Here is a 20,358-nt window from a genome sequence, read left to right on the forward strand (position 1 = left end):
ATGTGGAGCTCACCCCGGGGAATACGGAAGGACGCATGACGTGAAGAACCCACTGGATTCCGCCGCGCTGAACGCGGCCATCGAGCACGTCCATCGCGCCGGGATGCCTGGCCTGTTCGCCGAGGTGCGCGACGGCGACCAGGTCTGGCGCGGCGCCGCCGGGGTCGCCGATGTCTCCACCGGCCGTCCCGTCACCGCCGACATGCGGCACCGCGTCGGCAGCATCACCAAGACCTTCACCGCCGCCGCGGTCCTGCAGCAGGTCGAGAGCGGCCGGATCGGTCTCGACACACCGGTCGGCCGGTACCTCCCGGAGCTGGTTCCCGGGGAGCGCGGTGACGCGATCACGGTCCGGATGCTGCTCAACCACACCAGCGGACTCGCCGAGTACCTCCCCTACGCCTACCCGTCCCTCAAGGCGTTTCCCGTCCTTGCGGAAACCAGTCCCCAGAGCCTGGACGACCACCGGTTCACGCGGTTCGACCCCGTCGACCTGATCGGGATGGGGGTCAGCGCGCCCCCCGTCGGCACCCCGGGCGGCGCGCCTGGGGTCTACTCCAACACCAACTACCTGCTCCTCGTCCAACTCCTGGAGCAGGCGACCGGCACCACGGCCGAGCGTTGCATCACCCGCAATGTCATCGAGCGCGCCGGGCTCCGGGACACCGGACTCCCCACCGGAACGCACATCGACGGACCGCACTCGCAGCTCTACGAGTCGTGGTTCGGCATGATCGACCCGCCGCGCGACTACAGCGTCTACGACATGTCATGGGTGGGCCCGTCGGCCTCGCTGACATCGACCGTGGCGGACCTCAACCGGTTCTACGCCGCGCTGCTTGCAGGGAAGATCGTCCGCCCGTCGTCTCTGGAGGAGATGCGGCGCACCGTCCCGGTCGTCTCCCAGGAGGGAAGGGTGATCGAGTACGGCCTGGGCCTGCACCCGATGGAAGGCCCCGGTCAGGGCACCTTCTGGGGGCACGGCGGCACGGTCTGGGGCGGCGGCGCGCTGGCGATGACCCGTGCCGACGGCCGGCGGCAGATGGCGGTCGCGGTGAACATGCAGAGGTGGAACGGGCTCGACTCCGCAGGCCGGCCGCAGCCGCACCCCATCGACGGTGCGCTTGCGGCCTTCTACCAGGTGGCGATGTACGGCTGACCCGTCATTTCGCAGCCGGGGTGACCGTGTCGTCGGCCTTGATGTCGAAGTTGATCTGCTTGTCGACGACGGAGGTGACGGTCACCGACACACCCAGGGTGCTGCCGTCACCTGCCGTGAGCGTGCAACGGGTGGTGGTGCCGACCTTCCCGACGAGGTCCTCGGGGCACGTGACGTCCGGCGTCGGCTGGCCGGTCGTGGCGGCGAGCTTCTTGGCGACGGTGGCGCCCAGCTTGTCCTTGGACAGCTTCGGCTCCGAGTTACCGACGCTGACGGAGCCCGAGCAGCCGGTGAGCAGTACGCCCGCTGCGACGGCCGAGAGGCTCCAGATCGCTGCGGACGCGCGGGTTATGACCATGGTGTGCTCCATTGCGGATGGGCGATACGGGAGGTGGCCGGAAGCCTACTGCCCGTGCGTCAGGCACATGCGCACAGCCGGGTACGGGGCAGCGGGCATCCAGCTGATGGGGAGGCAATGGTGCTGGGACGTGTCGAGGGCTGAGGCCATCCTGCGAATGGGGGCCCGGACCACCTCGTCGCCGCGCAGAGCTCAGGCGGTCTGCGGCGGTTCCCAGACCGAACAGTCGTGGGCGAAGAGCACGCGTCGTGGGTCGAAGTCGGCGAGTCGGTCCAGCCAGCGCTGATAGGGAGGAAGCGGCTGCTGCACGCCATGGAGAGCCGCGTGGCGGGCCAGTTGTTCGGACGCGAACTGGGAAGCGAAGTCGTGCGCCTGGCCGGCGAGGACCACTGTGCCGTCGCCCTGTCGGAGGACCAGTGACTGATGTCCTTCGGTGTGCCCAGGCGTCGGAATGATCCAGATTCCCGGCCGGACCTCGGTTTCGCCGGCTACTTCCTCGTAGATGGCGCCGGGGAAGTCGATCAGTTCGGCGAAGGTGTGGTTGCCCCGGCGAGCGGTGGCCAGTTCGACGTCCTGAACCAGGATGGGCTTGCCCCTCAGGAGGGGGTTCCCGCCGCAGTGGTCGAAGTGCAGGTGACAGTTCACGACCATGGAGATGTCGTCAAGGACGACTCCGGACGCTGCCAGGGCGTCCTGCAACGCTCGCCGGCGGGGGCGGTAGTGCGCTTCGGTTTCCGGGTCCGCGTTGCCGATGCCGGTATCGAAGAGGATCAACCCCTTGTCGTGCTGCACCAGGTAGGCAAGGACAGGTTCGACCCGTGGCTGTGGGCCGCCCGTCTCCGATGCAGGCCGGATGAAGTACCCCAGGTCGAGTCGGCGCACCGGAATGTTGTTCCCCATGCGGCCATCCTGGCGGAGAAGGTTCCGGCATTGAGAGGCTTCGGCCAGAGCTGTTCCCTCAGGCATGGTGCTGCGACGTGGAAAGCCCCGAACCCGCCCTCGCCGCCTCGGATCTGCACGTGGTGATGTGCTGTGCGATGTGCACCTTTACCTGTACGCGGTGCTGAGCTGCACTGTTGATGGGGAGTCGAACCCCCGCGTTGCTCTTCACGCGCCAGGAGTCACGACGGCTGTGACATTGGAGAGACGTGGGGCCTGGGTGCATGTTGTTGGAGTACACCCGACTTGCCTGCAGAGCTCCAGGACTGCCTGGACATTGCGACGACGGCACGCCGACCGCTCCGTCGTAACCGTCCGGTGCCGGGGTGCCGGTGCCGGACGGCGGTCAGGCCTGCGGTTGGACCGTCTTCAGCATCTGCAGGGCGACACGGATCTCTTCGACCGCACTGGCGCGGTCGTCATCCATCTCGTGGAAGTGCATCGTCTTGTTGCGGATCGTCCTGACTCGGTCCAAGCGCTCGGTGAAGCGCGTCTGGGGGAACTGCCAACCCGTTGCCTCCCACACATCGGAACGGTTCAACAGCTGCACGTAGTCACTGAAGTTCATGCCCTTGTCGCCGAGTTTCACGATCCTGGCCGGGTCGCCCGGCAGGCCGTACTCGCCGGTCGTCTCCTTGATCCGGCGCAGGGCGTGTCCGAGGGCGCGGCGCAGTCGGCGCTCCAGTTCCTCCAGGAGTGCATAAGGCCGTAGTTCCTGTTCGAACCGGTGGGCCAGATCATGGCCCGTCACGATGCCCGACAGGGTTCCGTCCGGGTTGACGACGAACACGCAGCCGTGGTCCGCAACGTTGACCAGGCAGTCCACCAGAGGGTCGTCTGTGCGCACCGACCGGACCTTCAGAACGGCGGCGTCCTTGACGAGCGCGTTCGCGGGGCGGTTCGTCGCGCCGATTTCTCGCCAGGTGACGGCGCCGAGCAGATGGCCGTCATCGTTGAGGACAGGCAGCTGATCGAAGGAGTGCTCGGACATGAGCTCTATGGCGAGGTTCAGCGGGTCGGACAGGCGGACCGACTTCAGTTGCCTGCGGGCCGAGGGCAGCCGACCCACCGTCACCACCACCGGCACTGCTCGCGGAGCCTGCTGTTCGTCCCCGTCCCCTTCCCCCTCGGTGCCGGTCGCCGTCTCGGCGTCGGCTGCTGTGTCTTCGTCAGGGATGTCGAGGAGTTCAGGTCCGGGATCGTCGGGTTCCACGGTTTCCAGTTCAAGGGCACCCGTCTCTTGCCCCAGGAGCTGTCGCTCGGCTTCGGGGGCCTGCCCGATGGGGATGACACGGATGGTGTGGTCGATCGGCACCTCGGTGAACGGCGGGACGGTCGAGAGACCGAACTCAGCCAGGTCACGCCGGATGGTGGAGATCGCCTTGGACGAGCGGCTCACGACATCCCAGATGCTCAGGAAGTCGCGTACAGCAAGTTCGACGGGCCGGCCCTTGGCTGCTTCAGCTACTTTCTCGGCCAGGGCGGCCGGGCCTTCCAGGAGCCTCAGGTGCTTGGGAGCGTCGGGGTTTCCCGGGTCAGGGTTGCCGTTGGCAAGGGCAGCGAGCCGGGAGGCGGCATCGAGACGGCGTAGTTCGCTCACGGTGAGGAGCGAGCCGAGTGTGGCACGCAGGTCCGCGCGAAAATCGGAGCGTGGTACGTCGGTACGGCTCCAGTAGACGCCGCGGACGTGGCGCAGCCCTGGCGGCGAGTCCACCCGGTACTGGTAGTCACCGGTGAGGTATCCGATCGCGACGCTGCCGGCCTTCAGCGGAAGCACGATGATGTCGCCAGGGGTGAGAACGGTTCGAAACCGCCACAACTGGCCTTGCCAGTTGCTCAGGACCCGCGGGTTCTCGCGCGGGTAGGCCTTGTCGATCTCTGTGCGGAGGTCGTCCCAGGACGAGCAGTGGGTGAGATCGCCGACCTCGGGCCAGCCGGCGATGGTCAGACGTTCACTGAGTGATGCCTCCTCACGCTCGCCGTCAGCCCCGGCCCGGATCATCCATGCCTTCACCACGCGGTCCCCCTCGGACAGGTCACTGGCACACGTACTCGTCGAAGCAGCGCGAGCCTGGTCAGGGGGAGGCTACTCGGGGTGCGGATGCAGCCTGCGCGCCGGTTGCATGGGGCGCTTGAGCGGTGGGCGAGCGGGGTCGACAACGTCCTCCGTACCGCACGCCAGGAGAAAGGCGCGTTCCAGCGCATGGGGCACCGGATCGAAGACCAGGGGCTCAGCCGCATCAGCTCTGAGCTGATCGAAAACCTCCCCCCTCGTCACGTACCGACTCGTCAGAAGCCGAAGGAGTTGTGCGGCTCGGGGTCGGTCCGGAACAACCGGGTCAACTGCCCGATCGCGCCGTCGGTGTGCGGGGTGATGCGGCCCGCATACGCCAGCTCGTGTGCCGACATGCCACCGAGGTAGAGGGAACTGAGCGCCGGGACCGTGATGGTCATGTCGGCCACCTGGGTGGTGGGAACGCACGTCACCGAGGCGCCGTCTGCTCGGAGATGCCATGTCCGGTTGTTCGCTGGGCACATCCGGTCGCCGTCGATGGTGAACTTCAGCTCGCCAGGTGCGTCGTACGAGCGCTGGGTCAGGGCGAGAGGTACGTCGAGAAGGCGCGCCCACAGGTTGTCCGACTGGCGGGTAATGCGCATCGCGCGTGGGTTCGTGAGCATCCACCGCAGGGGTTCGTCGCGCGGACGGCCCGGCGCAACGACGGTCTTGGTGAGATCGAAGTCGAGCAGCACACTCCACAAGGCGCGGTAGGCCATCGGATTCGTCGCCTCAAGGGCCTCTACGACGAGTGTTCCCGCTTTGTCCGCCGTCGAGGACCATGGCAGCCGAAAGTTGGCGACGCCGTCCACATTGCCGAGCTGGTCACGGTGGACGAGATACCGCAGCGGTCCGTTCGTGCCGTCTGCTCCGTCGGACAGCCTGTCCCAGTGTCCGGCGAGGGGGGTGAGCTCACCGACGCGGTATGCCCGTACGCCCGCATGCACCACGGGCCAGGCCTGCTTCGCCTGCGTGGCGCCGACCAGCTCCAGCGACCCGGGATCAGTCTCCGTCGGAAGGAAGGTGGCTTCGTGACGGGCCAGCTCCCACCGGACGCGGTAGGTCGTCGGCGAGAATCCGTACCGCCCGTAGATGCTGCCTTCGCTCGCGCTGAGCATCGCCAGCGGCTCGCCTCGGTCCAAGGCTGACTCGAACATGGCCTGCATCATCTGCCGCAGGTAACCGCGTCGGCGGTGGGTCGCGATCACCCCGGTGGCAGTGACGCCGGCCATTCTGACCGTACCCCCGCCGGGGACCGTCACCCCGAAGGAGATCGTGGCCGATCCGCCGACGCACGTGCCGTCGACGAACGTCGCGATCGGGTGGAAGGACTCGTCCCTGACGTCGGCCTCTGCCCACTCATCGAGTTGCTCCTGGGTCGCGGGGGTGTGCTGCGGGGGCCACGGCTCGGAACCACCGTGCCACGCAGCGTCCGCCGGCTCCCAGCTCGGCAGCCCGTTCGCGAACGGCAACGCCCGGTAGTACGCAGCCATTTCATCCGGTCTCGGCGGGCGGACCTCAGTCACCATGCCGGACATTGCATCCGCCACCCCCGCCGGCCGGCAACCGAGTATCGGCCCATGACCAACGAGAACTCACCGGTGGATCCGGCCATGGGCGCCGGCACCAGGTACTGAGACTCGCGCCTTGCCGTCCACAGTCGACATCCTCACCCGGGTCGAAGCCGCTCAGGTCAGGATCGGCTGCATCTTCTCGCCGGACCGGACGTGGGCCTTCATGCTCTGCTTTGCCGAGGCTCCGGCGCAGTCCTCGCCTGCACGGGAGTCCGCCAAGCCGAGCGGTGACAGTTGTCCTGTTCAAGTGACAACTCCTCGCTCAGTCACGGGCTGAGCCCCGGCACGACAGTTGTCGTTGACCTCCCACTCCGACCTGGCCTTTCTTGAAGCACTGAGCACGATATCTGTCGCCGAATTCGCATCGCTGTTGACGTGTTCCGTGCTGTTCTGCAGGCAAGTTGGCCCCAAGCAGGCACCCCAGCCCGAGCGGCGGGAAAGGTCAGGACCGCGCGGTCCGGAACGCGAGATACCGGCTGAAGGCTTCGTGGCTGTCGGGGGTGAAGCGCCACTCCAGCAGTGCCGACCGCAGCTCCGGCTCGGTCAGCCAGCCATGCCAGGCGACCTCATCAGGATCGGCGGCCACGGCGTCCGGCACCACGGCTTCGTGCACGCCGAGCCAGTGAGGGCTCAAACCGCTGCGGTTGAGGAACGTGAACAGCAGGCGCGGCAGCACACGAATGCCCAGCTCTTCGGCCAACTCCCGCGCGGCGGCCTGTTCATAGGACTCACCGACATCCACGGCGCCACCGACCACGACCTCGTAGAGCCCGGGGAAGCGCGACAGCTGCTCCGACCGCCGGTGAACGAGGATCCGCCCAAGCTCATCACGACACACCGTCACGGCGACCCGGTGCAGCCAACCCTCCCGGATGGCCTGCCGGCGGCTGACCACCACCCCCAGTACACGATCTTGATCGTCGACACGCTCCACCAGTTCGTCCACGACGCACACCCTGGCAGCGCCCACTGACAACGCCGACCGCCGTGCACATCACCAGGGCACTACGCCGGCGTCTTCGAAGAACTTGCCGGTCGGGCCGTCGTCCGGCAGGGTCGCGAGTTCGATGGCGATCGCCGCGCCCTGTTCGGGGGTGCGCACGCCGCGGAAGCCGTTGAGGTCGGTCGCGACATAGCCGGGGCAGCCGGCGTTGATCAGGATGTTCGTGCCGCTCAGCTCCCGGGCGTACTGGAGGGTGACGGCGTTCAGGAACGTCTTCGACGGCGCGTACGCCACGGCCACCGGACCCGTCTTCTGCTCGGCAGCGGTTCCTGACTGCCGGGTGAGGGAGCCGACACTGCTGGACATGTTCACGATCCGTGGTGAGGCGGAGCGGCGCAGCAGCGGCATCATCGCGTTGGTGACGCGGATGACGCCGATCACGTTGGTCTCCACAACCGTACGGATGGTGGCGGGATCGATCTGGGTGGGATCCTGCGGCATGCCGCCGGCGATTCCGGCGTTGTTGACGAGCACGTCGAGGCGCCCGGCCCGTGCCTCGATCAGCCGCGCGGCCTCGGTCACGCTCGCCTCGTCGGTCACGTCCAGTGGTACGCCGAACGCGTCGGCGCCGGCCGCGCGCAGTCTCTCCACCGCTGCCTCACGGCGCCGGTCGTCCCGGGCGCCGACGCCGACGCTCCAGCCGAGGGCTCCCAGGCCCGCGGCGATCTCGTAGCCGATTCCCTTGTTCGCGCCGGTGACCAGCGCAGTTGTTCGTTCGCTCATGGGGACCATGCTGCTCTTGGACCCCGGCCGGGGTCCAAGACCGATCGGGTAGGCAGCGATACCGTCAGGGTATTGATCCGGAGTACCGTGGCGGCATGGAGACCCGGGAACTGCGATATTTCGTCGCTGTCGCCGAGGAGTTGCACTTCGGGCGGGCCGCGCAGCGGCTCGGGATCGCGCAGCCGCCTCTGTCGCGGGCGATCCAGCAGCTCGAACGCCGGCTCGGGGCAGCACTGCTGGATCGGACCAGCCGCGCCGTCACGCTGACCGCGGCCGGCTCGGTGCTGTTGGCCGAGGGCCGGGCGGCCCTCGACGCGGTCGACGCCGCCGAGCGCCGGACCCGCCGCGCCGTCCTTTCCGGGGCCGGCGGCCCCGGCCTGACCCTGGTCACGAAAGCCAGCGCGTCCAGAGAACTGCTGGCCAAACTGCTCGACGCGTACGCCGCCGAACCCGGCGCGGTCCCCGTCGACGTCATCTTGTGCGGCCCTGGCGAGCAGCAACGACTCCTGCGCGAGGGCCGGGCCGACGTGGCGCTGCTGCATCGGCCGTTCGACTCGACAGCCGGGTTCGACACCGAAGAACTCAGTACGGAGGGCCAGGTCGTGGTCCTGCCGGCCGGGCACCCGCTCACCGTCCGCGCCCACGTGCACATGGGTGACATCGCCGCCCTGCCTGGCCTGCCCCTGCCAAGCTGGCCCGACTCCGACGGCACCTACCCGCCCGGCCCTGGCCCGCAAGTCCGCGACCAAGCACAGCTGCTGCAGCTCGTCGCGCTCGGCCGCGCGTGCGCGGTCGCACCGGAGTCGTGCCGAGCCCAGCTGCCCGATGACCTCGCCACCGTGCCCGTGCTGGACGCGCCGGCAGTTACCACCGTCATTGCCTGGCCCCCGCACAGCCGGTCCAGAGCAGTCGCCGACCTCGTCCGGACTGCGACACGTCTCTGAGGGCTGTCCCGTAGTCAGTAGTTCCCGTATGCCTGCCAGCGGAACAAGGGGTCGTTGCGGAACGCGTGGCGTGCGTCGGGCATCTCGCGGAGCGTGTGGATGGAGAGCCGCCGTTCGGTTTCGGTGTAGATCGCGTCAATGGTCTCTTGGTGTCTCTCGAAGGCGATGCCGGACTTGCGATGGATGCGGAGGGCACGCCATTTGGGGTCGGCGACGATCCCGAGGATGCTGACGAACTCGGTGTAGGTCACGATGCTTTCCCGCTCGTCGTAGCGGTAGCGCAGCACGCTGCTGTAACGGGCCGCTTCGTGAGGAAGGGCCTCCAGCCGTCTGCGCCAGTGACGCTTGAGTCCTGGCTGGTATCCCGCCACCAGCCAGGAGCGGGTGAGTTTCGCCGCTTCCTTGGTGGCCGCGCCGATGGTGTCGGGGAACCGGCGAGCCAGTCTGACGTGCTGTCGTTGAGCCTTGATGAGCCCGGCGAGATGGCCAACCGAGTAGTGACACACGCCGTCGAGCCAGATGGCGTGCTTGAGGCAGAGGCGGGCGCTCGGGTCACGGTGGGGCAGCACGGGTTCGGTGATTCCTCGTCCCTTCATGCAGTGCCGGCAGGCGACATGGAGGTCGTAATGAGCGTGGCCGGTAGGGCCCGTGCCGTTCGCCCGTGCCACGAGGCGGGCGAAGGCGGGCAAGGACCGATCCAGGGCCTCGACCGGGACGCCGGTCATGGCCGCGAGTCGGGGCAGCGCGGTGGGTGTCCAATGCCGTAGGGGGTCGGTGCGGCGGGTGAAGTAGATGCGGGAGTGGGGACTGAGGCATTGTCCGAGCAGGGGCGGAGTGGTGTGGTTCGCTTCGGCAAGACGGTGCAGATAGCAGCCCAGGACCTCGCCGTGGACGGGCGGGAGCGGGACGGGTAGGAGCCGGACGGGTTCTTCCCAGGGCCTCACGGGCTTCAGGCCGCCTTCGTTCTGCGTGTCCGTTTCTTGGGGGTCTTCTTGGTCCTGGCCTGCTCGACGGTGTGGTCGAGCTCGACCGAGTCGAGGAGGCGCTTGGTGATTCTCTCGGCGCCGCTGTCGATCGCTTCGATGGCCGCTTCCCGGACGAGCTGGGAGAGGCTGCCGATCAGGCCGCTGGTGCGTTCGTGCAGGTAGGCGTCGAGAGAGCGCGCGAGCGGGTGACGGCAGGAGCAGGGGCAGGAGCTGCGGGAGCGGTGGCAGACATCGGGCTCTCCTGTCGGTGGGTTCGACAAGAGAGAACGTAGCAGATGGTTTTGTTGCGGACTATTTCTTTCGGCTCTATTTTCTGCGGATGGCGCTGCCTCTTCTGCGGATGGCTCTGCCTCCGGTGGCCGGGGCCTCGTGGTCTGCCGTGGAGTCCGCGGCGCCTACTTCTGGCTCTGGCGCGCCCGGCGGACCGCCCGGGTTCCCGGCCGGGGTGGCCAGGTGCTCGCCGGCCAGCTGGTTCAGGGTGCGCAGGAGGGTCTCCCGGTCGGTCCGGGGCAGGCTGCTCAGCGCGCCCTTGTGCACCCGGTCGACGATCTGCTGGCTCTTCGCGGCGAGTGCGGCGCCCTTCTCGGTGACGGCGATGATCCGCGCTCGCCGGTCCCGGGTGGAGGGCCGGCGCTCGGCGAGGCCCGCGCTCTCCAGGGCGTCCACCGTCACGACCATCGTGGTCTTGTCCATGTCGCCGATCTCGGCGAGCTGGATCTGGGTGCGCTCCTCCTCCAGGGCGTGGACCAGCACGCAGTGCATGCGTGCGGTGAGCCCGATCTCGGCGAGTGCTGCCGACATCTGGGTCCGCAGGACGTGACTGGTGTGGTCCAGGAGGTACGAGAGGTCCGGTGCGGTGCGAGTGGGCGCCATGGCGGTCATGTCCACCAGTGTCCCAATTCGGTCTGTGGTAGATCGTCCGCAAACGGACTTGTCTGCCCTCGGGGCCCCGCCCGGGCCCGGATAAATCGCTGGCCTACGGGGCCCGGCGCCCACACAGTGGCCGTATGCCCCCTGCCGAACCCGCGTTCCTGCCCGGTCTGGAGCTCTCCCGGATTCTGTACGAGGAAGCGGTGCGGCCCGTCCTCGACGACGTCTTTCCCGGCCTGCCGTACGCCGCCGCGCGGATCGGCCCGGGTTCGGAGGTGCTCGGTTTCGACACCGCACGGTCGGCCGACCACGACTGGGGACCGCGCCTGGACCTCTTCCTCGCCCCGGACGACGCGGCGGCGCACGGCGAGGCGATCCGGCGGCTGCTGGCGGACCGGCTGCCGAAGGAGATCCGCGGCTGGTCCACCCACTTCCGCCCGGCGGGCGATCCCCTCGACCAGGTCGGGCACATGGCGGCGACCGACGGGCCTGTCGATCACCGCGTGTTCACGCACGACACCGGCGTCTGGCTGACCCGGGAGGTGGGCCTCGACGCCACCACCGCCGAACCGGACGTACGGGACTGGCTCGCCATGCCGCAGCAGAAGCTCGCCGGGGTCACCGGCGGCGCGGTGTTCCACGACGGCCCCGGCCTCCTGACCACCGCACGCGGGCGACTGGCCCGCTATCCCGAACAGGTGTGGCGCTACGTCCTGGCCTGCCAGTGGCAACGGATCTCCCAGGAGGAGGCTTTCGTCGGCCGCTGCGCCGAGGTCGGCGACGCACTCGGCTCGGCCGTCGTCGCGTCCCGGCTGGTCCGGGACCTCATGCGGCTCAGCCTGCTGCTGGAGCGGCGCTATCCCCCGTACAGCAAATGGCTGGGCAGCGCGTTCGCCCGGCTGGAAGCGGCCGAGGCGCTGTTGCCTTCACTGCTCGGCGCACTGGCGGCGACGGACCACGCCGAGCGGGAGCGGCTGCTGTGCGCCGCGTACGAGGCGGTGGCGATCCGCCAGAACGCGTCCGGCCTGGTCGAGGTGGTGGACCCGACGCCGCGCCCGTACCACGGCCGTCCGTACCTCGTCCTGCACGCGGAACGGTTCGCCCGCCCGCTTGCCGCCTCGGTCACCGACCCGGACCTCGCCGGTCTGCCGCTGACCGGGGTCGTGGACCAATGGGCGGACAGCACGGACCTGCTCATGGGGAGGGACGGGGACGCCCTGCGGGCGGCGAGTGCGGCGGTGGGCGGACGGTGAGGCCCTGCGACGCGGCGCCCGCGGACCCGCGCGGCCGGCCGGGCGAAGGAAGTGCCTGAGACGGGGCGAGGACTCAGGCGCCGCCTCTCAGCCGGTCGCGCTGGATCCGGTGGGCGAGGGCGCGGCGCACGGAGGCCGGGCCGGCCGGGGCGGTGGCCGGCGGTGTCGGCACGTCGAGGCCGCGGCTGATCTCGTCGTACGCCCTCCGGTGGCCGTCGGGCAGTTCCGCCGCGTGCAGCCGCAGGTCCTCCTCGACGAGCCGGCGCAGTTCGTCGACGTTCTCGGCGGTGAAGCGCTTCTTCCCCCGGGCGGGCGCGCCGACGCAGCGGGTGCAGCGGGCGGTTTCGGCGTACGTCTCGGAGAGGTCCTCGGCGAGGCCCCACAGGCGCCCTTCGAGCCACGGCACGTCGTGCTGGTCGAGGGAGAGGTCCATCGGGGGTGCGGGATCGGCGTCCCGGTACTTCGTCACCTGCTTGGACACGGCCGGCTGACTCATCTCGGTGAGCCGGGCGATGCGGTCCTGGGTCCAGCCGAAGCCGATGAACACCTTGACCATCGACTACGGTCTCGGCCTGCACCCGATGGAGGGCCCCGGCCAGGGCGTCTTCTGGGGCCACGGCGGCACGGTCTGGGGTGGTGGAGAGCTGGCCATGACCCGCGCCGACAGCAAGCGGCAGATGGCGGTCGCGGTGAACCTGCAGCGGTGGAACACGCTCGACTCCACCGGCAGGCCGCAGCCCCATCCCATCGACGCCGCGCTCGCGGCTCTGTGTCGGGTGGCGATGTACGGCTGACCGTGGCGGGACCACCGCCGGCGTCGTGCCCCGCCCGCCCCGGTTGTCAGTTCGTTGCCGGGGAAGCCGTGTCATCGGCGTTGATGTCGAAGTTGATCTTGTCCTTGACGACAGAGGTGACAGTGACCGACACGCCCAGGGTGCTGCCGTCACCCGCGGTGAGCGTGCAACGGGTGATGTTGCCGACCTTCCCGGCGAGGCCCTCGGGGCAGACGACGTCCGGCTTCGGCTGCCCCGTCGTGGCGGCGAGCTTCTCGGCGACCGTGGTGGCCAGCTTGTCCTTGGACAGCTTCGGCTCGGAGTTGGCCACGCTGACCGAGCCCGAGCAGCCGACGAGCAGCACGCCTGCGGCCACGGCCGAGAGGCTCCAAGCTGCTACGGACAAGCGGACTATGGCCGTGAGGTGCTCCATTTCGGATGATTCAGAACAAGAAGCGGCCGGAAGCCTACTGCCCGTGTGTCAGGCGCATGCTCGCACACGACCCGGGCACACCCGCCGGGCCGGCCCGTTCCTGCTCGGCCTCAAGCATGAGCGATACCCGGGCCGGCGGGGCCGTGTCCTTGTCACCACGAGAGGTCCGACAGCAGCATCGCCGCCACCACGACGGTGAGCAGCCCGATGTACGCCCAGGCGTGAACGCGGTCGGGGATGCGCGGTGGGCGGCGCCGCAGCAGCACGATGGCCGGCAGGGCGCCGATGAGCAGGGCTGCGGCGGCGCCGGGATCGACCAGACCGACCAGGTGGAAGTGCGCGCCGACGGAGGCCGGGAGTGCGGTGCCGCCGAGTGAGACCGCGGTGGCCGGGAGTGCGATGGCCAGGGTGAGGGGGTTGGCCATCGCACTCGCCACGTGCATCGGGTGGCCGGCGCGCCGCATCGCGGGGACGGTCATGACGCTGCCCCCCACGCCGAGGAAGGCCGCGACTGCGCCGATGGGGACGCCGAGGACGGCGGGCAGCGGTCGCGGTCCCTGTGCCGACTGCCCGCCGTGTGCGCGGGGGCGCAGGAATCCGGGCCGCAGAAGCAGGTCGGCGATGGTGATGGCCACGTACGTGACGAACAGCCAGAGGATCAGCTTCGGCGGGGCGAAACGGGTGGCAAGCGCACCGGCCGAGGCGCCGGCCGTCAGCAGGAGGAGCAGTCCGGTGCTGCCGCGGAGGGCGCCGCGTACGCGCTGAGGCGTGACGACCGTTGCGAAGCCCGCGTTCACCACCATCACCAGGGCCGAGGTGGCCGTCGCCACCCGCATCGCGTCCGCGCCGAGCGCGGCGTCCGCCCAGACCACGACCGGGACCGCGGCGAACCCACCGCCGAACCCGAACAGAGCCGTCGTCACTCCGGTGAGGAGTCCTATCCCGATCAACATCGCTATGTCCACGGGATCACTCCACCAGGGCAGCCGGTCTTCTCGCATGCGAAGACCGGCACGATTCCTTCGCGTCTCGGCCGATACTCTGGCGGGGATGAGGAACATCTCCCTGGACGCCGTCGATCACGTTGACCGGGTCGTCCTGCCGATCGGCACCGACTACCGTCCGGGCCACGTACTGGACTGGCACGAGCACCGCCGCGCCCAGTTCCTCTACGGCGCCACCGGCGTCATGGTCGTCGACACGGCCGTCGGCACGTGGACCGTCCCGCCCGAACGCGCCGTCCTGATCCCGGCCGCCACCCAGCACCGGGTCCGGATGCTGGAGGTGAGCACGCGGAGCCTGTACATCGAGCCGGGCGCCGTTCCCTGGTGGCCCGCCACCTGCACGGTCGTGGACGTACCACCCCTGCTTCGTGAACTGCTCCTGAGTGCGGCCGAGTTCGACGTCGACTACAGCCCCTCCGGGCGGGAAGGGCGCATCGCCGAGCTCCTGCTGCACGAGATCGCCGCACGCACCCCGCTCCCTTTCCACCTCGCGATCCCGTTCTTCACCGATCTGGCGGAACTGTGCCGGCTGTATCTGGCCGCACCGGACGCCCGTGTCACCAACGCGTCCTGGGCTCGCACATCGGCGCAGAGCGAACGGGCCTTCACCCGGCGCTTTCGCGCCGAGACCGGTGACAGCCCCGCCGCCTGGCGGACCCGCGCCCGCCTGCTCGCGGCCGTACCGCTCCTGCGCACCGCGACCGTCACCGAAGCCGCCGGTCGCCTCGGCTACGCCTCACCCGCCGCCTTCACCGCCGCCTTCACCCGTACCTTCGGCCTGCCCCCGTCCCGTTTCACCACGCGCAGTCAGTGATCTGCGTCCGCTCCGAACCCTGCGTGCGTGAGGGTGTGTCGGCGAAGGCGTGTCCGCCCGTAGTCGCCGACCAGTACAACCCCGGGAAATGCCGCTGCCCGCGATACGACGGAAACCCCCGCACCGGCAGCCCTGCCTCGAACTCCACACTTGCTGCCTCGGCCAACGGCAGCCGGTACTCGCCCGCGGCGTTCCGCCACCCGACCTCGAACCCGTCCATCGCCTCCGGCGCTATCCCCACCAACCCACGTAGCCCCATGAAAGCCACTGTGCAGATTCAGCAGGTCTACGCAGTTAGAACGGGACGAGACCACTCACGTGAGTGACAGCCTCCGCAGGCTCAGCCAAGCTCTCGTGGCCCGTAGATGGCGTGGCCGGTGCCTGTAGCAAGTGCCCAGTAGCGATCGCCATAGGACCAGTGCCACCACTCGGTCGGGTAGTTGACCAGGCCCACCCCAGTCAGGGCCTCAGTGAGGATCTGCCGGTTGACACGTGCCTCCGAACCGATGTTGCGTGCGGCGGTGTAGCAGGCGCCCTCACTCACTTCCGGGCTGGCATCCACCGGCGTTCCCATGTCGAGTTCCTTGCCATCGGCGGCGACGAGAGTCAGGTCGACGGCAGCGCCGGCGCTGTGCGGGGCGATTTCCGGGGGAGACACGAACCGGCTTGCGGCAGCACGGACCTGTTCCGAGGACCAGCCGGGGTTATCGTTCCGGAGCCTTTCGGCGTACCTCTCGAAGTAGAAACGTTGCAGCGCAGGCGGTCGGTACCCCTCGATGAACAGCAACCGGATGCCGTCTGGCAGAAGATTTCGGGCATCGATAAGGCGGCTGAGAACCCCCTCGCGCAGGTGTGCGAAGGCCCCGGAATCGTCTTGCTCGCGAGTGTCGACGGGGAAGGGATCGTGACGTCGGACATCAAGGAGCGGTTCGTCGCAGTCCCTCGTCGGTATGGCTGCGATCTTCGGATCTGACATCAAGATGATCTCGATCATGGACTGATCATCGCGTACTGACCTCGACGGCATCCGCTCATCCGCTTGATCAGAATCACTGGGACTTAGCGCCCCGGCCCGCACATCTGGTGGGACTCGCCACATCTACTGAGAGCGGACACCAGGTTCCACGAGTCACCGTGCCCCGTCCGAGTGGTGCCGAACACTTTTGCAAGCGCCTGCTTGCAAAAGTTAGCAGCGAGGGTCCAGTATCGGGATATGGCCTCACTCAACGTCGGCAACCTCGGCGAGTACCTGCGCGAGCAGCGCCGTACCGCGCAGCTGTCGCTGCGGCAGCTCGCCGATGCCGCCGGGGTGTCCAATCCCTACCTCAGCCAGATCGAGCGCGGCCTGCGCAAGCCCAGCGCCGAGGTCCTTCAGCAGGTTGCCAAGGCGCTGCGGATCTCTGCCGAGACCCTGTACGTACGGGCCGGGATCCTGGACGAGCGGGAGCGGGAGGAGCTGGAGACGCGGGCGGTGATCCTGGCCGATCCGTCGATCAACGAGCGGCAGAAGAGCGTGCTGCTGCAGATCTACGCCTCCTTCCGCAAGGAGAACGGGTTCGAGGACGAGCCCGCGGGCCCTGCGGACGACGAGGGGCGTGCGTCCGGTGCGGATGCGCCCTTCAGTGCCGACGGCAGTGCTGCCGATACAGGTTCAAAGCCTTCAAAACCCTCACACTGAGTCTGATGATCCGGGAGGACCACAGTCATGGCCATCACCGATGACCTGCGTAAGACCCTCACCGACCCGACCCCCCTCTACTTCGCCGCCGGTACGGCCGATCTCGCCGTGCAGCAGGCCCGGAAGGTTCCGGCCCTGATCGAGCAGCTGCGGGCCGAGGCGCCCGAGCGCATCGAGGCGGTGCGCAACACCGATCCCAAGGCCGTGCAGGAGAAGGTGACCGGGCAGGCCAAGGAGGCGCAGGCCACCCTTCAGGCCAAGGTCACCGAGGTGATCGGGGCGTTCGACACCGACCTGAAGAAGCTGGGCGAGAGCGCCCAGGACCTGGCGCTGCGCGGCGTCGGCGTGGCCGCGGAGTACGCGGTCAGGGCCCGGGAGACGTACGAGAAGGTCGCCGAGCGCGGCGAGCAGACCGTGCGGACGTGGCGTGGTGAGACCGCGGAGGAGATCGTCGAGATCGCCGTCGTCGTCGAGCCGCGCAAGGAGTCGAAGCCGGAGACGGTGAAGGACGCACCCAAGACGGCCGCCAAGCCCGCGCCCAGGACCGTCAAGGCCGAGGCCAAGCCGGCGCCCGCCAAGAAGGCGCCCGCGCGCAAGCCCGCCGCGAAGAAGACCACGCCGCCCACCGCCAAGTAGCGGCGGGATGCCCGGCAGGTGTGCCGGGGCGGCGGGTGGGCACCTTTCGGGGTGCCCCGGTCGTTGTCCCGGTACCTTGGCCGCGAGGCGCTCATCCACTGACTAGGCGGTGCACATCATGTTGCTCGAAGGCTTCAGCACATTCCTCGGGCTGATCTACACGGCCATGCTCGTCCTCGCCGTGGTGGCCTTCGTCATGGCCGCGATCGCCCGCGAGGACGCCTACCGCGCCGCGGACAAGCAGAAGAAGTCCTTCTGGCTGATCATCCTCGGCATCGCGGTGGCGGTGAACCTCTGGGTGCCGATGCTGTTCGTGCAGCTCGCCGGGCTGGTCGCGTCCATCGTGTTCTTCGTGGACGTGCGGCCCGCCCTCAAGGCCGTTTCGGGCGGCGGACGCCGCGGCGGCTCCAGCAGCGACGGTCCGTACGGGCCCTACAACGGCGGGCGCTGAGCGCCTGCGGGTGACACCTGTCCGGGGCGGGGGCGCGGGATGCTCCGGCCCCGGTCGCCGTTATGCGCCCGGTGGCGGGCGGGTTCGCGGGCGGTGGTCTGGTCGCGGTCGAGCAGCAGGACCGCGACGTCGTCGGTCAGTTCGCCGCCGTTCAGCTCCCTGACGTGGGTGACCGCCGCCTCCAGGAGGTCCTCGCCGGTCAGGCCCTCGGACAGCTGACGGTTGATCATCGCGACCATGCCGTCCTGGCCGAGACGCTGCGTGCCGTTGCCGACGCGGCCCTCGATCAGTCCGTCCGTGTACATCATCAGGCTCCAGGAGCCGCCCAGTTCCACCTGCCGGCGCGGCCAGCGGGCGCGCGGGAGCAGGCCGAGTGCCGGGCCGCCGTCCTCGTACGGAAGCAGGTGCGCGGCCCGCCCCTGGCGGGCGATCAGCGGTGCGGGGTGGCCCGCCAGGCACAGGCCGGCGCGGCGGCCGTCGGGGGCGATGTCGACGGTGCACAGCGTCGCGAAGATCTCCTCGCTCTCCCGTTCGTGCTCCAGCACCTGCTGGAGGGTGGAGAGCAGCTCGTCGCCGCAGAGCCCGGCCAGCGTCAACGCGCGCCACGCGATGCGCAGTTCGACGCCGAGGGCCGCCTCGTCCGGGCCGTGGCCGCAGACGTCACCGATCATCACGTGGACCGTGCCGTCGGGCGTGCGGACCGTGTCGTAGAAGTCGCCGCCGAGCAGCGCGCGGCTGCGTCCGGGGCGGTAGCGGGCCGCGAAGCGCAGATCGGAGCCGTCGAGCAGCGGGGTGGGCAGCAGGCCGCGCTCCAGGCGGGCGTTCTCCTGGGCGCGCAGCCGGGACTCGGTGAGCTGGTGCTGGGCGACGTCGGCGCGTTTGCGCTCGACGGCGTAGCGGATGGCGCGGCTGAGCAGCCGGCCGTCCAGCTCGCCGCGGAAGAGGTAGTCCTGTGCCCCCACCCGTACCGCCTCGGCCGCCAGCTCGGCGTCGTCCTCGGCCGTGAGGGCGAGCACGGCGTGCCGGGGCGCGATGCGCAGCACGTGCTTGAGGGTGGCGAGCCCGTCGGGCTCCGCCCCCCGGTCACCGCGTGTCTCGGCGCCGGACGGCAGCGCCAGGTCCAGCAGGATGCAGTCCACGTCGTCGGTGAGGAGCCGGCCCGCCTCGGTCAGATTGCGGGCGGCGCGGATACGGACCCGGGCACCGGCCGCGGCGGAGAGCTCCGGGACGCTGAAGGTGCCCGCCGGGTCGTCCTCGATCACCAGAAGGGTGAGGTCGGTGCCACTGCTGGCCTCCGCAGCGGGAACGGCACGTTGCTGCGGTACGGGTACGGGCATCGGTTCGGGTTTCCTTCCCTCCCCCCGAGGGCGCGGCGGGACGACGATCGACGACCCGCCAGACGGGGACGATAGCGGTACGGGATGCGGGAACGGAATGGCGCACCGCACTCGGCCCCCGGCATATGCACCGCCATAAGCCGCGTCAGGTCACGGATCAGGCGCGATGTGGCCGTCCCGGGGTGCCCGGGACGGCATGACAAAGGTCACGCCGCCCTTCCGGGCCGAAGTGGCACCGCTCACGCCGGTGGCCGCGGAGGAGCTCCCGGGGGCCGGGGGAGCAGCCGCCTCCGTCCGTGGGCCGTCCTACCTGTCCGGGCGGACGACTCCGAGGATCTCCATCGAGCCCGCCCCGGCGAGCGTGACGTTGCGGCCGGGGCGCGGGGCGTGCACGATCGCGCCGTCGCCGATGTACATCCCCACGTGGCTGGCGTCGCCGTGGTAGATGATCAGGTCACCGGGGCGCATGTCCTTGATCGCGATGTGCGGCAGCTGCCGCCACTGCTCCTGCGAGGTGCGCGGGATCGGCCGTCCGGCCGCCGACCAGGCCTGGGAGGTCAGTCCGGAGCAGTCGTACGACTTGGGGCCCTCGGCTCCCCACACGTACGGCAGGCCGATCTTGGAGGTCGCGAAGGCCACCGCCTTCTTGCCGCTCGCAGTCGCCTCGCGGTTGATCTCCTTCAGTGCGCCGGAGCTCAGCCAGGCGGTCTGTGACTTGTACTCCGCCTCCTGCTCCAGCTGGAGGAGCCGGGCGAGCTCCTTCTTCTCCAGCTGGGACTCCAGCTTCTTCGCGGCCGCGATCTGCGCGTTGATCTTCTTCTTGGCCTTGGCCTGCTTGACGCGATTGGCTTCGAGCTTCGTCCAGTTGGTGCTCGCGTCCTGCGTGTACGTCTCCAAGTCCTCCTGGGTCCTGTTCAGTTCCCCGAGGAGCCCCTTGGCGGCCTTCTGGCCCTGGCGGGTCCGGCTGACCCCGTCCAGGAAGAGCTGCGGGTCGCCGCTGAGCATGAGCCGGGCGCCCGGCGGCAGTCCGGCGTTGCGGTACTCGTCGCGGGCCTGGGCGCCCGCCCTGCTCTTGAGCTCGGCGATCTTCGCCTGGCCCTCGACTATGGCCTGGGCCAGCTTGACGATCTCGCCCGACTGCTTCTTGGCCTTCTCCTCGGCGAGCTTGTACGCGTCCGCCGCCGACCCGGCAGCCCGGTAGAGGCCGTCGATCTCCTGGCGCACCTCTTCGAGGCTCTTCTTCCCCGACGGGGCCGGGGCCGGTGAGGGGGGTGCGGGTGCCGCGAAGGCCTGGACGGGCGAGGCCAGTACGGCCATCGCGCAGACCAGAGTGATCGCGGCAGCGGCACAGTGGCGTCGGTACACGA

General features: G+C 69.3%; 21 protein-coding genes and 2 pseudogenes. 8 read left to right on the forward strand and 15 right to left on the reverse strand.

Annotated elements, in window-relative coordinates; translation table 11 throughout:
- Positions 1–40 precede the first annotated feature (40 nt).
- Positions 41–1,159, forward strand: coding sequence for a serine hydrolase domain-containing protein (locus SH922_RS21565; protein ID WP_393059529.1), 1,119 nt, complete (start codon positions 41–43; stop codon positions 1,157–1,159).
- A gap of 4 nt (positions 1,160–1,163) precedes the next feature.
- Here SH922_RS21565 and SH922_RS21570 read toward each other — a convergent pair whose 3' ends face one another.
- From SH922_RS21570 to SH922_RS21595, 6 genes are all read right to left on the reverse strand, one after another.
- Positions 1,164–1,517, reverse strand: a complete 354-nt coding sequence (locus SH922_RS21570) for a DUF4333 domain-containing protein (protein WP_393059530.1) — start codon at positions 1,515–1,517, stop codon at positions 1,164–1,166.
- A gap of 192 nt (positions 1,518–1,709) precedes the next feature.
- A complete protein-coding gene (locus SH922_RS21575) occupies positions 1,710–2,417 on the reverse strand; it encodes an N-acyl homoserine lactonase family protein (protein ID WP_393059531.1) in 708 nt (235 codons plus the stop codon).
- 385 nt (positions 2,418–2,802) lie between these two features.
- Entirely contained in the window at positions 2,803–4,473 is a 1,671-nt protein-coding gene (locus SH922_RS21580) for a CBS domain-containing protein (protein WP_393059532.1), read from the reverse strand.
- A gap of 272 nt (positions 4,474–4,745) precedes the next feature.
- Positions 4,746–6,005, reverse strand: coding sequence for a GNAT family N-acetyltransferase (locus tag SH922_RS21585; protein WP_393059533.1), 1,260 nt, complete (start codon positions 6,003–6,005; stop codon positions 4,746–4,748).
- A gap of 523 nt (positions 6,006–6,528) precedes the next feature.
- Positions 6,529–7,032: an NUDIX domain-containing protein gene (locus SH922_RS21590; protein WP_393059534.1), complete on the reverse strand. Its 504-nt coding sequence runs from the start codon at positions 7,030–7,032 to the stop codon at positions 6,529–6,531.
- 48 nt (positions 7,033–7,080) lie between these two features.
- A complete protein-coding gene (locus SH922_RS21595) occupies positions 7,081–7,812 on the reverse strand; it encodes an SDR family oxidoreductase (protein ID WP_393059535.1) in 732 nt (243 codons plus the stop codon).
- A gap of 95 nt (positions 7,813–7,907) precedes the next feature.
- On the opposite strand from SH922_RS21595, the gene SH922_RS21600 reads away from it, so the two are divergent.
- The gene (locus SH922_RS21600) at positions 7,908–8,756 is read left to right on the forward strand and encodes a LysR family transcriptional regulator (RefSeq protein WP_393059536.1); all 849 of its coding nucleotides are present in this window, start codon (positions 7,908–7,910) and stop codon (positions 8,754–8,756) included.
- 14 nt (positions 8,757–8,770) lie between these two features.
- Here SH922_RS21600 and SH922_RS21605 read toward each other — a convergent pair whose 3' ends face one another.
- From SH922_RS21605 to SH922_RS21615, 3 genes and pseudogenes are all read right to left on the reverse strand, one after another.
- A complete protein-coding gene (locus SH922_RS21605; RefSeq protein WP_393059537.1) occupies positions 8,771–9,700 on the reverse strand; it encodes a hypothetical protein in 930 nt (309 codons plus the stop codon).
- A gap of 5 nt (positions 9,701–9,705) precedes the next feature.
- Positions 9,706–10,002, reverse strand: a complete 297-nt coding sequence (locus SH922_RS21610) for a hypothetical protein (protein ID WP_393059538.1) — start codon at positions 10,000–10,002, stop codon at positions 9,706–9,708.
- A 135-nt stretch (positions 10,003–10,137) separates the two neighbouring features.
- Positions 10,138–10,624: pseudogene (locus tag SH922_RS21615) on the reverse strand (MarR family winged helix-turn-helix transcriptional regulator).
- Positions 10,625–10,749: 125 nt separating this feature from the next.
- On the opposite strand from SH922_RS21615, the gene SH922_RS21620 reads away from it, so the two are divergent.
- Entirely contained in the window at positions 10,750–11,865 is a 1,116-nt protein-coding gene (locus tag SH922_RS21620; RefSeq protein WP_393059539.1) for a DUF4037 domain-containing protein, read from the forward strand.
- 73 nt (positions 11,866–11,938) lie between these two features.
- Here the strand turns inward: SH922_RS21620 and SH922_RS21625 are convergent, their stop codons facing one another.
- Positions 11,939–12,421, reverse strand: a complete 483-nt coding sequence (locus SH922_RS21625) for a sigma-70 family RNA polymerase sigma factor (RefSeq protein ID WP_393059540.1) — start codon at positions 12,419–12,421, stop codon at positions 11,939–11,941.
- Here SH922_RS21625 and SH922_RS21630 point away from each other — a divergent pair.
- A pseudogene (locus tag SH922_RS21630) lies at positions 12,417–12,659 on the forward strand (hydrolase); the annotation flags it as partial. The gene SH922_RS21625 and the pseudogene SH922_RS21630 overlap by 5 nt on opposite strands.
- Positions 12,660–12,705: 46 nt before the next feature.
- Here the strand turns inward: SH922_RS21630 and SH922_RS21635 are convergent.
- The gene (locus tag SH922_RS21635; RefSeq protein WP_393059541.1) at positions 12,706–13,071 is read right to left on the reverse strand and encodes a DUF4333 domain-containing protein; all 366 of its coding nucleotides are present in this window, start codon (positions 13,069–13,071) and stop codon (positions 12,706–12,708) included.
- Positions 13,072–13,223: 152 nt separating this feature from the next.
- Positions 13,224–14,024: a sulfite exporter TauE/SafE family protein gene (locus SH922_RS21640; protein ID WP_393059542.1), complete on the reverse strand. Its 801-nt coding sequence runs from the start codon at positions 14,022–14,024 to the stop codon at positions 13,224–13,226.
- Between the two features lie 97 nt (positions 14,025–14,121).
- Between SH922_RS21640 and SH922_RS21645 the strand changes: the two genes are divergently transcribed.
- Positions 14,122–14,889 (forward strand): AraC family transcriptional regulator, encoded by a 768-nt coding sequence (locus SH922_RS21645; protein ID WP_393059543.1) that lies wholly within the window; start codon positions 14,122–14,124, stop codon positions 14,887–14,889.
- Between the two features lie 340 nt (positions 14,890–15,229).
- On the opposite strand, the gene SH922_RS21650 is transcribed toward SH922_RS21645, so the two are convergent.
- Positions 15,230–15,883 carry a M15 family metallopeptidase gene (locus tag SH922_RS21650; protein WP_393059544.1) on the reverse strand — a complete coding sequence of 218 codons (654 nt, stop codon included), beginning with the start codon at positions 15,881–15,883 and terminating at the stop codon, positions 15,230–15,232.
- Positions 15,884–16,102: 219 nt separating this feature from the next.
- Between SH922_RS21650 and SH922_RS21655 the strand changes: the two genes are divergently transcribed.
- The 3 genes from SH922_RS21655 (at position 16,103) to SH922_RS21665 (ending at position 17,654) form a co-directional block, all read left to right on the forward strand.
- Positions 16,103–16,567, forward strand: a complete 465-nt coding sequence (locus SH922_RS21655; RefSeq protein WP_393059545.1) for a helix-turn-helix domain-containing protein — start codon at positions 16,103–16,105, stop codon at positions 16,565–16,567.
- Between the two features lie 27 nt (positions 16,568–16,594).
- A complete protein-coding gene (locus SH922_RS21660) occupies positions 16,595–17,203 on the forward strand; it encodes a hypothetical protein (RefSeq protein WP_393059546.1) in 609 nt (202 codons plus the stop codon).
- A 118-nt stretch (positions 17,204–17,321) separates the two neighbouring features.
- Positions 17,322–17,654, forward strand: a complete 333-nt coding sequence (locus SH922_RS21665) for a DUF2516 family protein (RefSeq protein ID WP_393059547.1) — start codon at positions 17,322–17,324, stop codon at positions 17,652–17,654.
- Here SH922_RS21665 and SH922_RS21670 read toward each other — a convergent pair.
- Both SH922_RS21670 and SH922_RS21675 read right to left on the reverse strand, forming a co-directional pair.
- The gene (locus SH922_RS21670) at positions 17,636–18,991 is read right to left on the reverse strand and encodes a PP2C family protein-serine/threonine phosphatase (protein WP_393059548.1); all 1,356 of its coding nucleotides are present in this window, start codon (positions 18,989–18,991) and stop codon (positions 17,636–17,638) included. The genes SH922_RS21665 and SH922_RS21670 overlap by 19 nt on opposite strands.
- Before the next feature lie 306 nt (positions 18,992–19,297).
- Entirely contained in the window at positions 19,298–20,356 is a 1,059-nt protein-coding gene (locus SH922_RS21675) for an NlpC/P60 family protein (protein WP_393059549.1), read from the reverse strand.
- Positions 20,357–20,358 lie beyond the last annotated feature (2 nt).

Origin of the sequence: Streptomyces sp. LN549 (assembly GCF_043203805.1) — a bacterium.
Taxonomy (GTDB): Bacteria; Actinomycetota; Actinomycetes; order Streptomycetales; family Streptomycetaceae; genus Streptomyces.

Coding starts and splice junctions, on each gene's coding strand:
- SH922_RS21635 (WP_393059541.1), bottom strand. CDS start 13,071: ATGGAGCACCTCACGGCCATAGTCCGCTTGTCCGTAGCAGCTTGGAGC.
- SH922_RS21665 (WP_393059547.1), top strand. CDS start 17,322: ATGTTGCTCGAAGGCTTCAGCACATTCCTCGGGCTGATCTACACGGCC.
- SH922_RS21655 (WP_393059545.1), top strand. CDS start 16,103: ATGGCCTCACTCAACGTCGGCAACCTCGGCGAGTACCTGCGCGAGCAG.
- SH922_RS21645 (WP_393059543.1), top strand. CDS start 14,122: ATGAGGAACATCTCCCTGGACGCCGTCGATCACGTTGACCGGGTCGTC.
- SH922_RS21585 (WP_393059533.1), bottom strand. CDS start 6,005: ATGGCTGCGTACTACCGGGCGTTGCCGTTCGCGAACGGGCTGCCGAGC.
- SH922_RS21600 (WP_393059536.1), top strand. CDS start 7,908: ATGGAGACCCGGGAACTGCGATATTTCGTCGCTGTCGCCGAGGAGTTG.
- SH922_RS21595 (WP_393059535.1), bottom strand. CDS start 7,812: ATGAGCGAACGAACAACTGCGCTGGTCACCGGCGCGAACAAGGGAATC.
- SH922_RS21640 (WP_393059542.1), bottom strand. CDS start 14,024: ATGTTGATCGGGATAGGACTCCTCACCGGAGTGACGACGGCTCTGTTC.
- SH922_RS21650 (WP_393059544.1), bottom strand. CDS start 15,883: ATGATCGAGATCATCTTGATGTCAGATCCGAAGATCGCAGCCATACCG.
- SH922_RS21670 (WP_393059548.1), bottom strand. CDS start 18,991: ATGCCCGTACCCGTACCGCAGCAACGTGCCGTTCCCGCTGCGGAGGCC.
- SH922_RS21625 (WP_393059540.1), bottom strand. CDS start 12,421: ATGGTCAAGGTGTTCATCGGCTTCGGCTGGACCCAGGACCGCATCGCC.
- SH922_RS21620 (WP_393059539.1), top strand. CDS start 10,750: ATGCCCCCTGCCGAACCCGCGTTCCTGCCCGGTCTGGAGCTCTCCCGG.
- SH922_RS21660 (WP_393059546.1), top strand. CDS start 16,595: ATGGCCATCACCGATGACCTGCGTAAGACCCTCACCGACCCGACCCCC.
- SH922_RS21570 (WP_393059530.1), bottom strand. CDS start 1,517: ATGGTCATAACCCGCGCGTCCGCAGCGATCTGGAGCCTCTCGGCCGTC.
- SH922_RS21575 (WP_393059531.1), bottom strand. CDS start 2,417: ATGGGGAACAACATTCCGGTGCGCCGACTCGACCTGGGGTACTTCATC.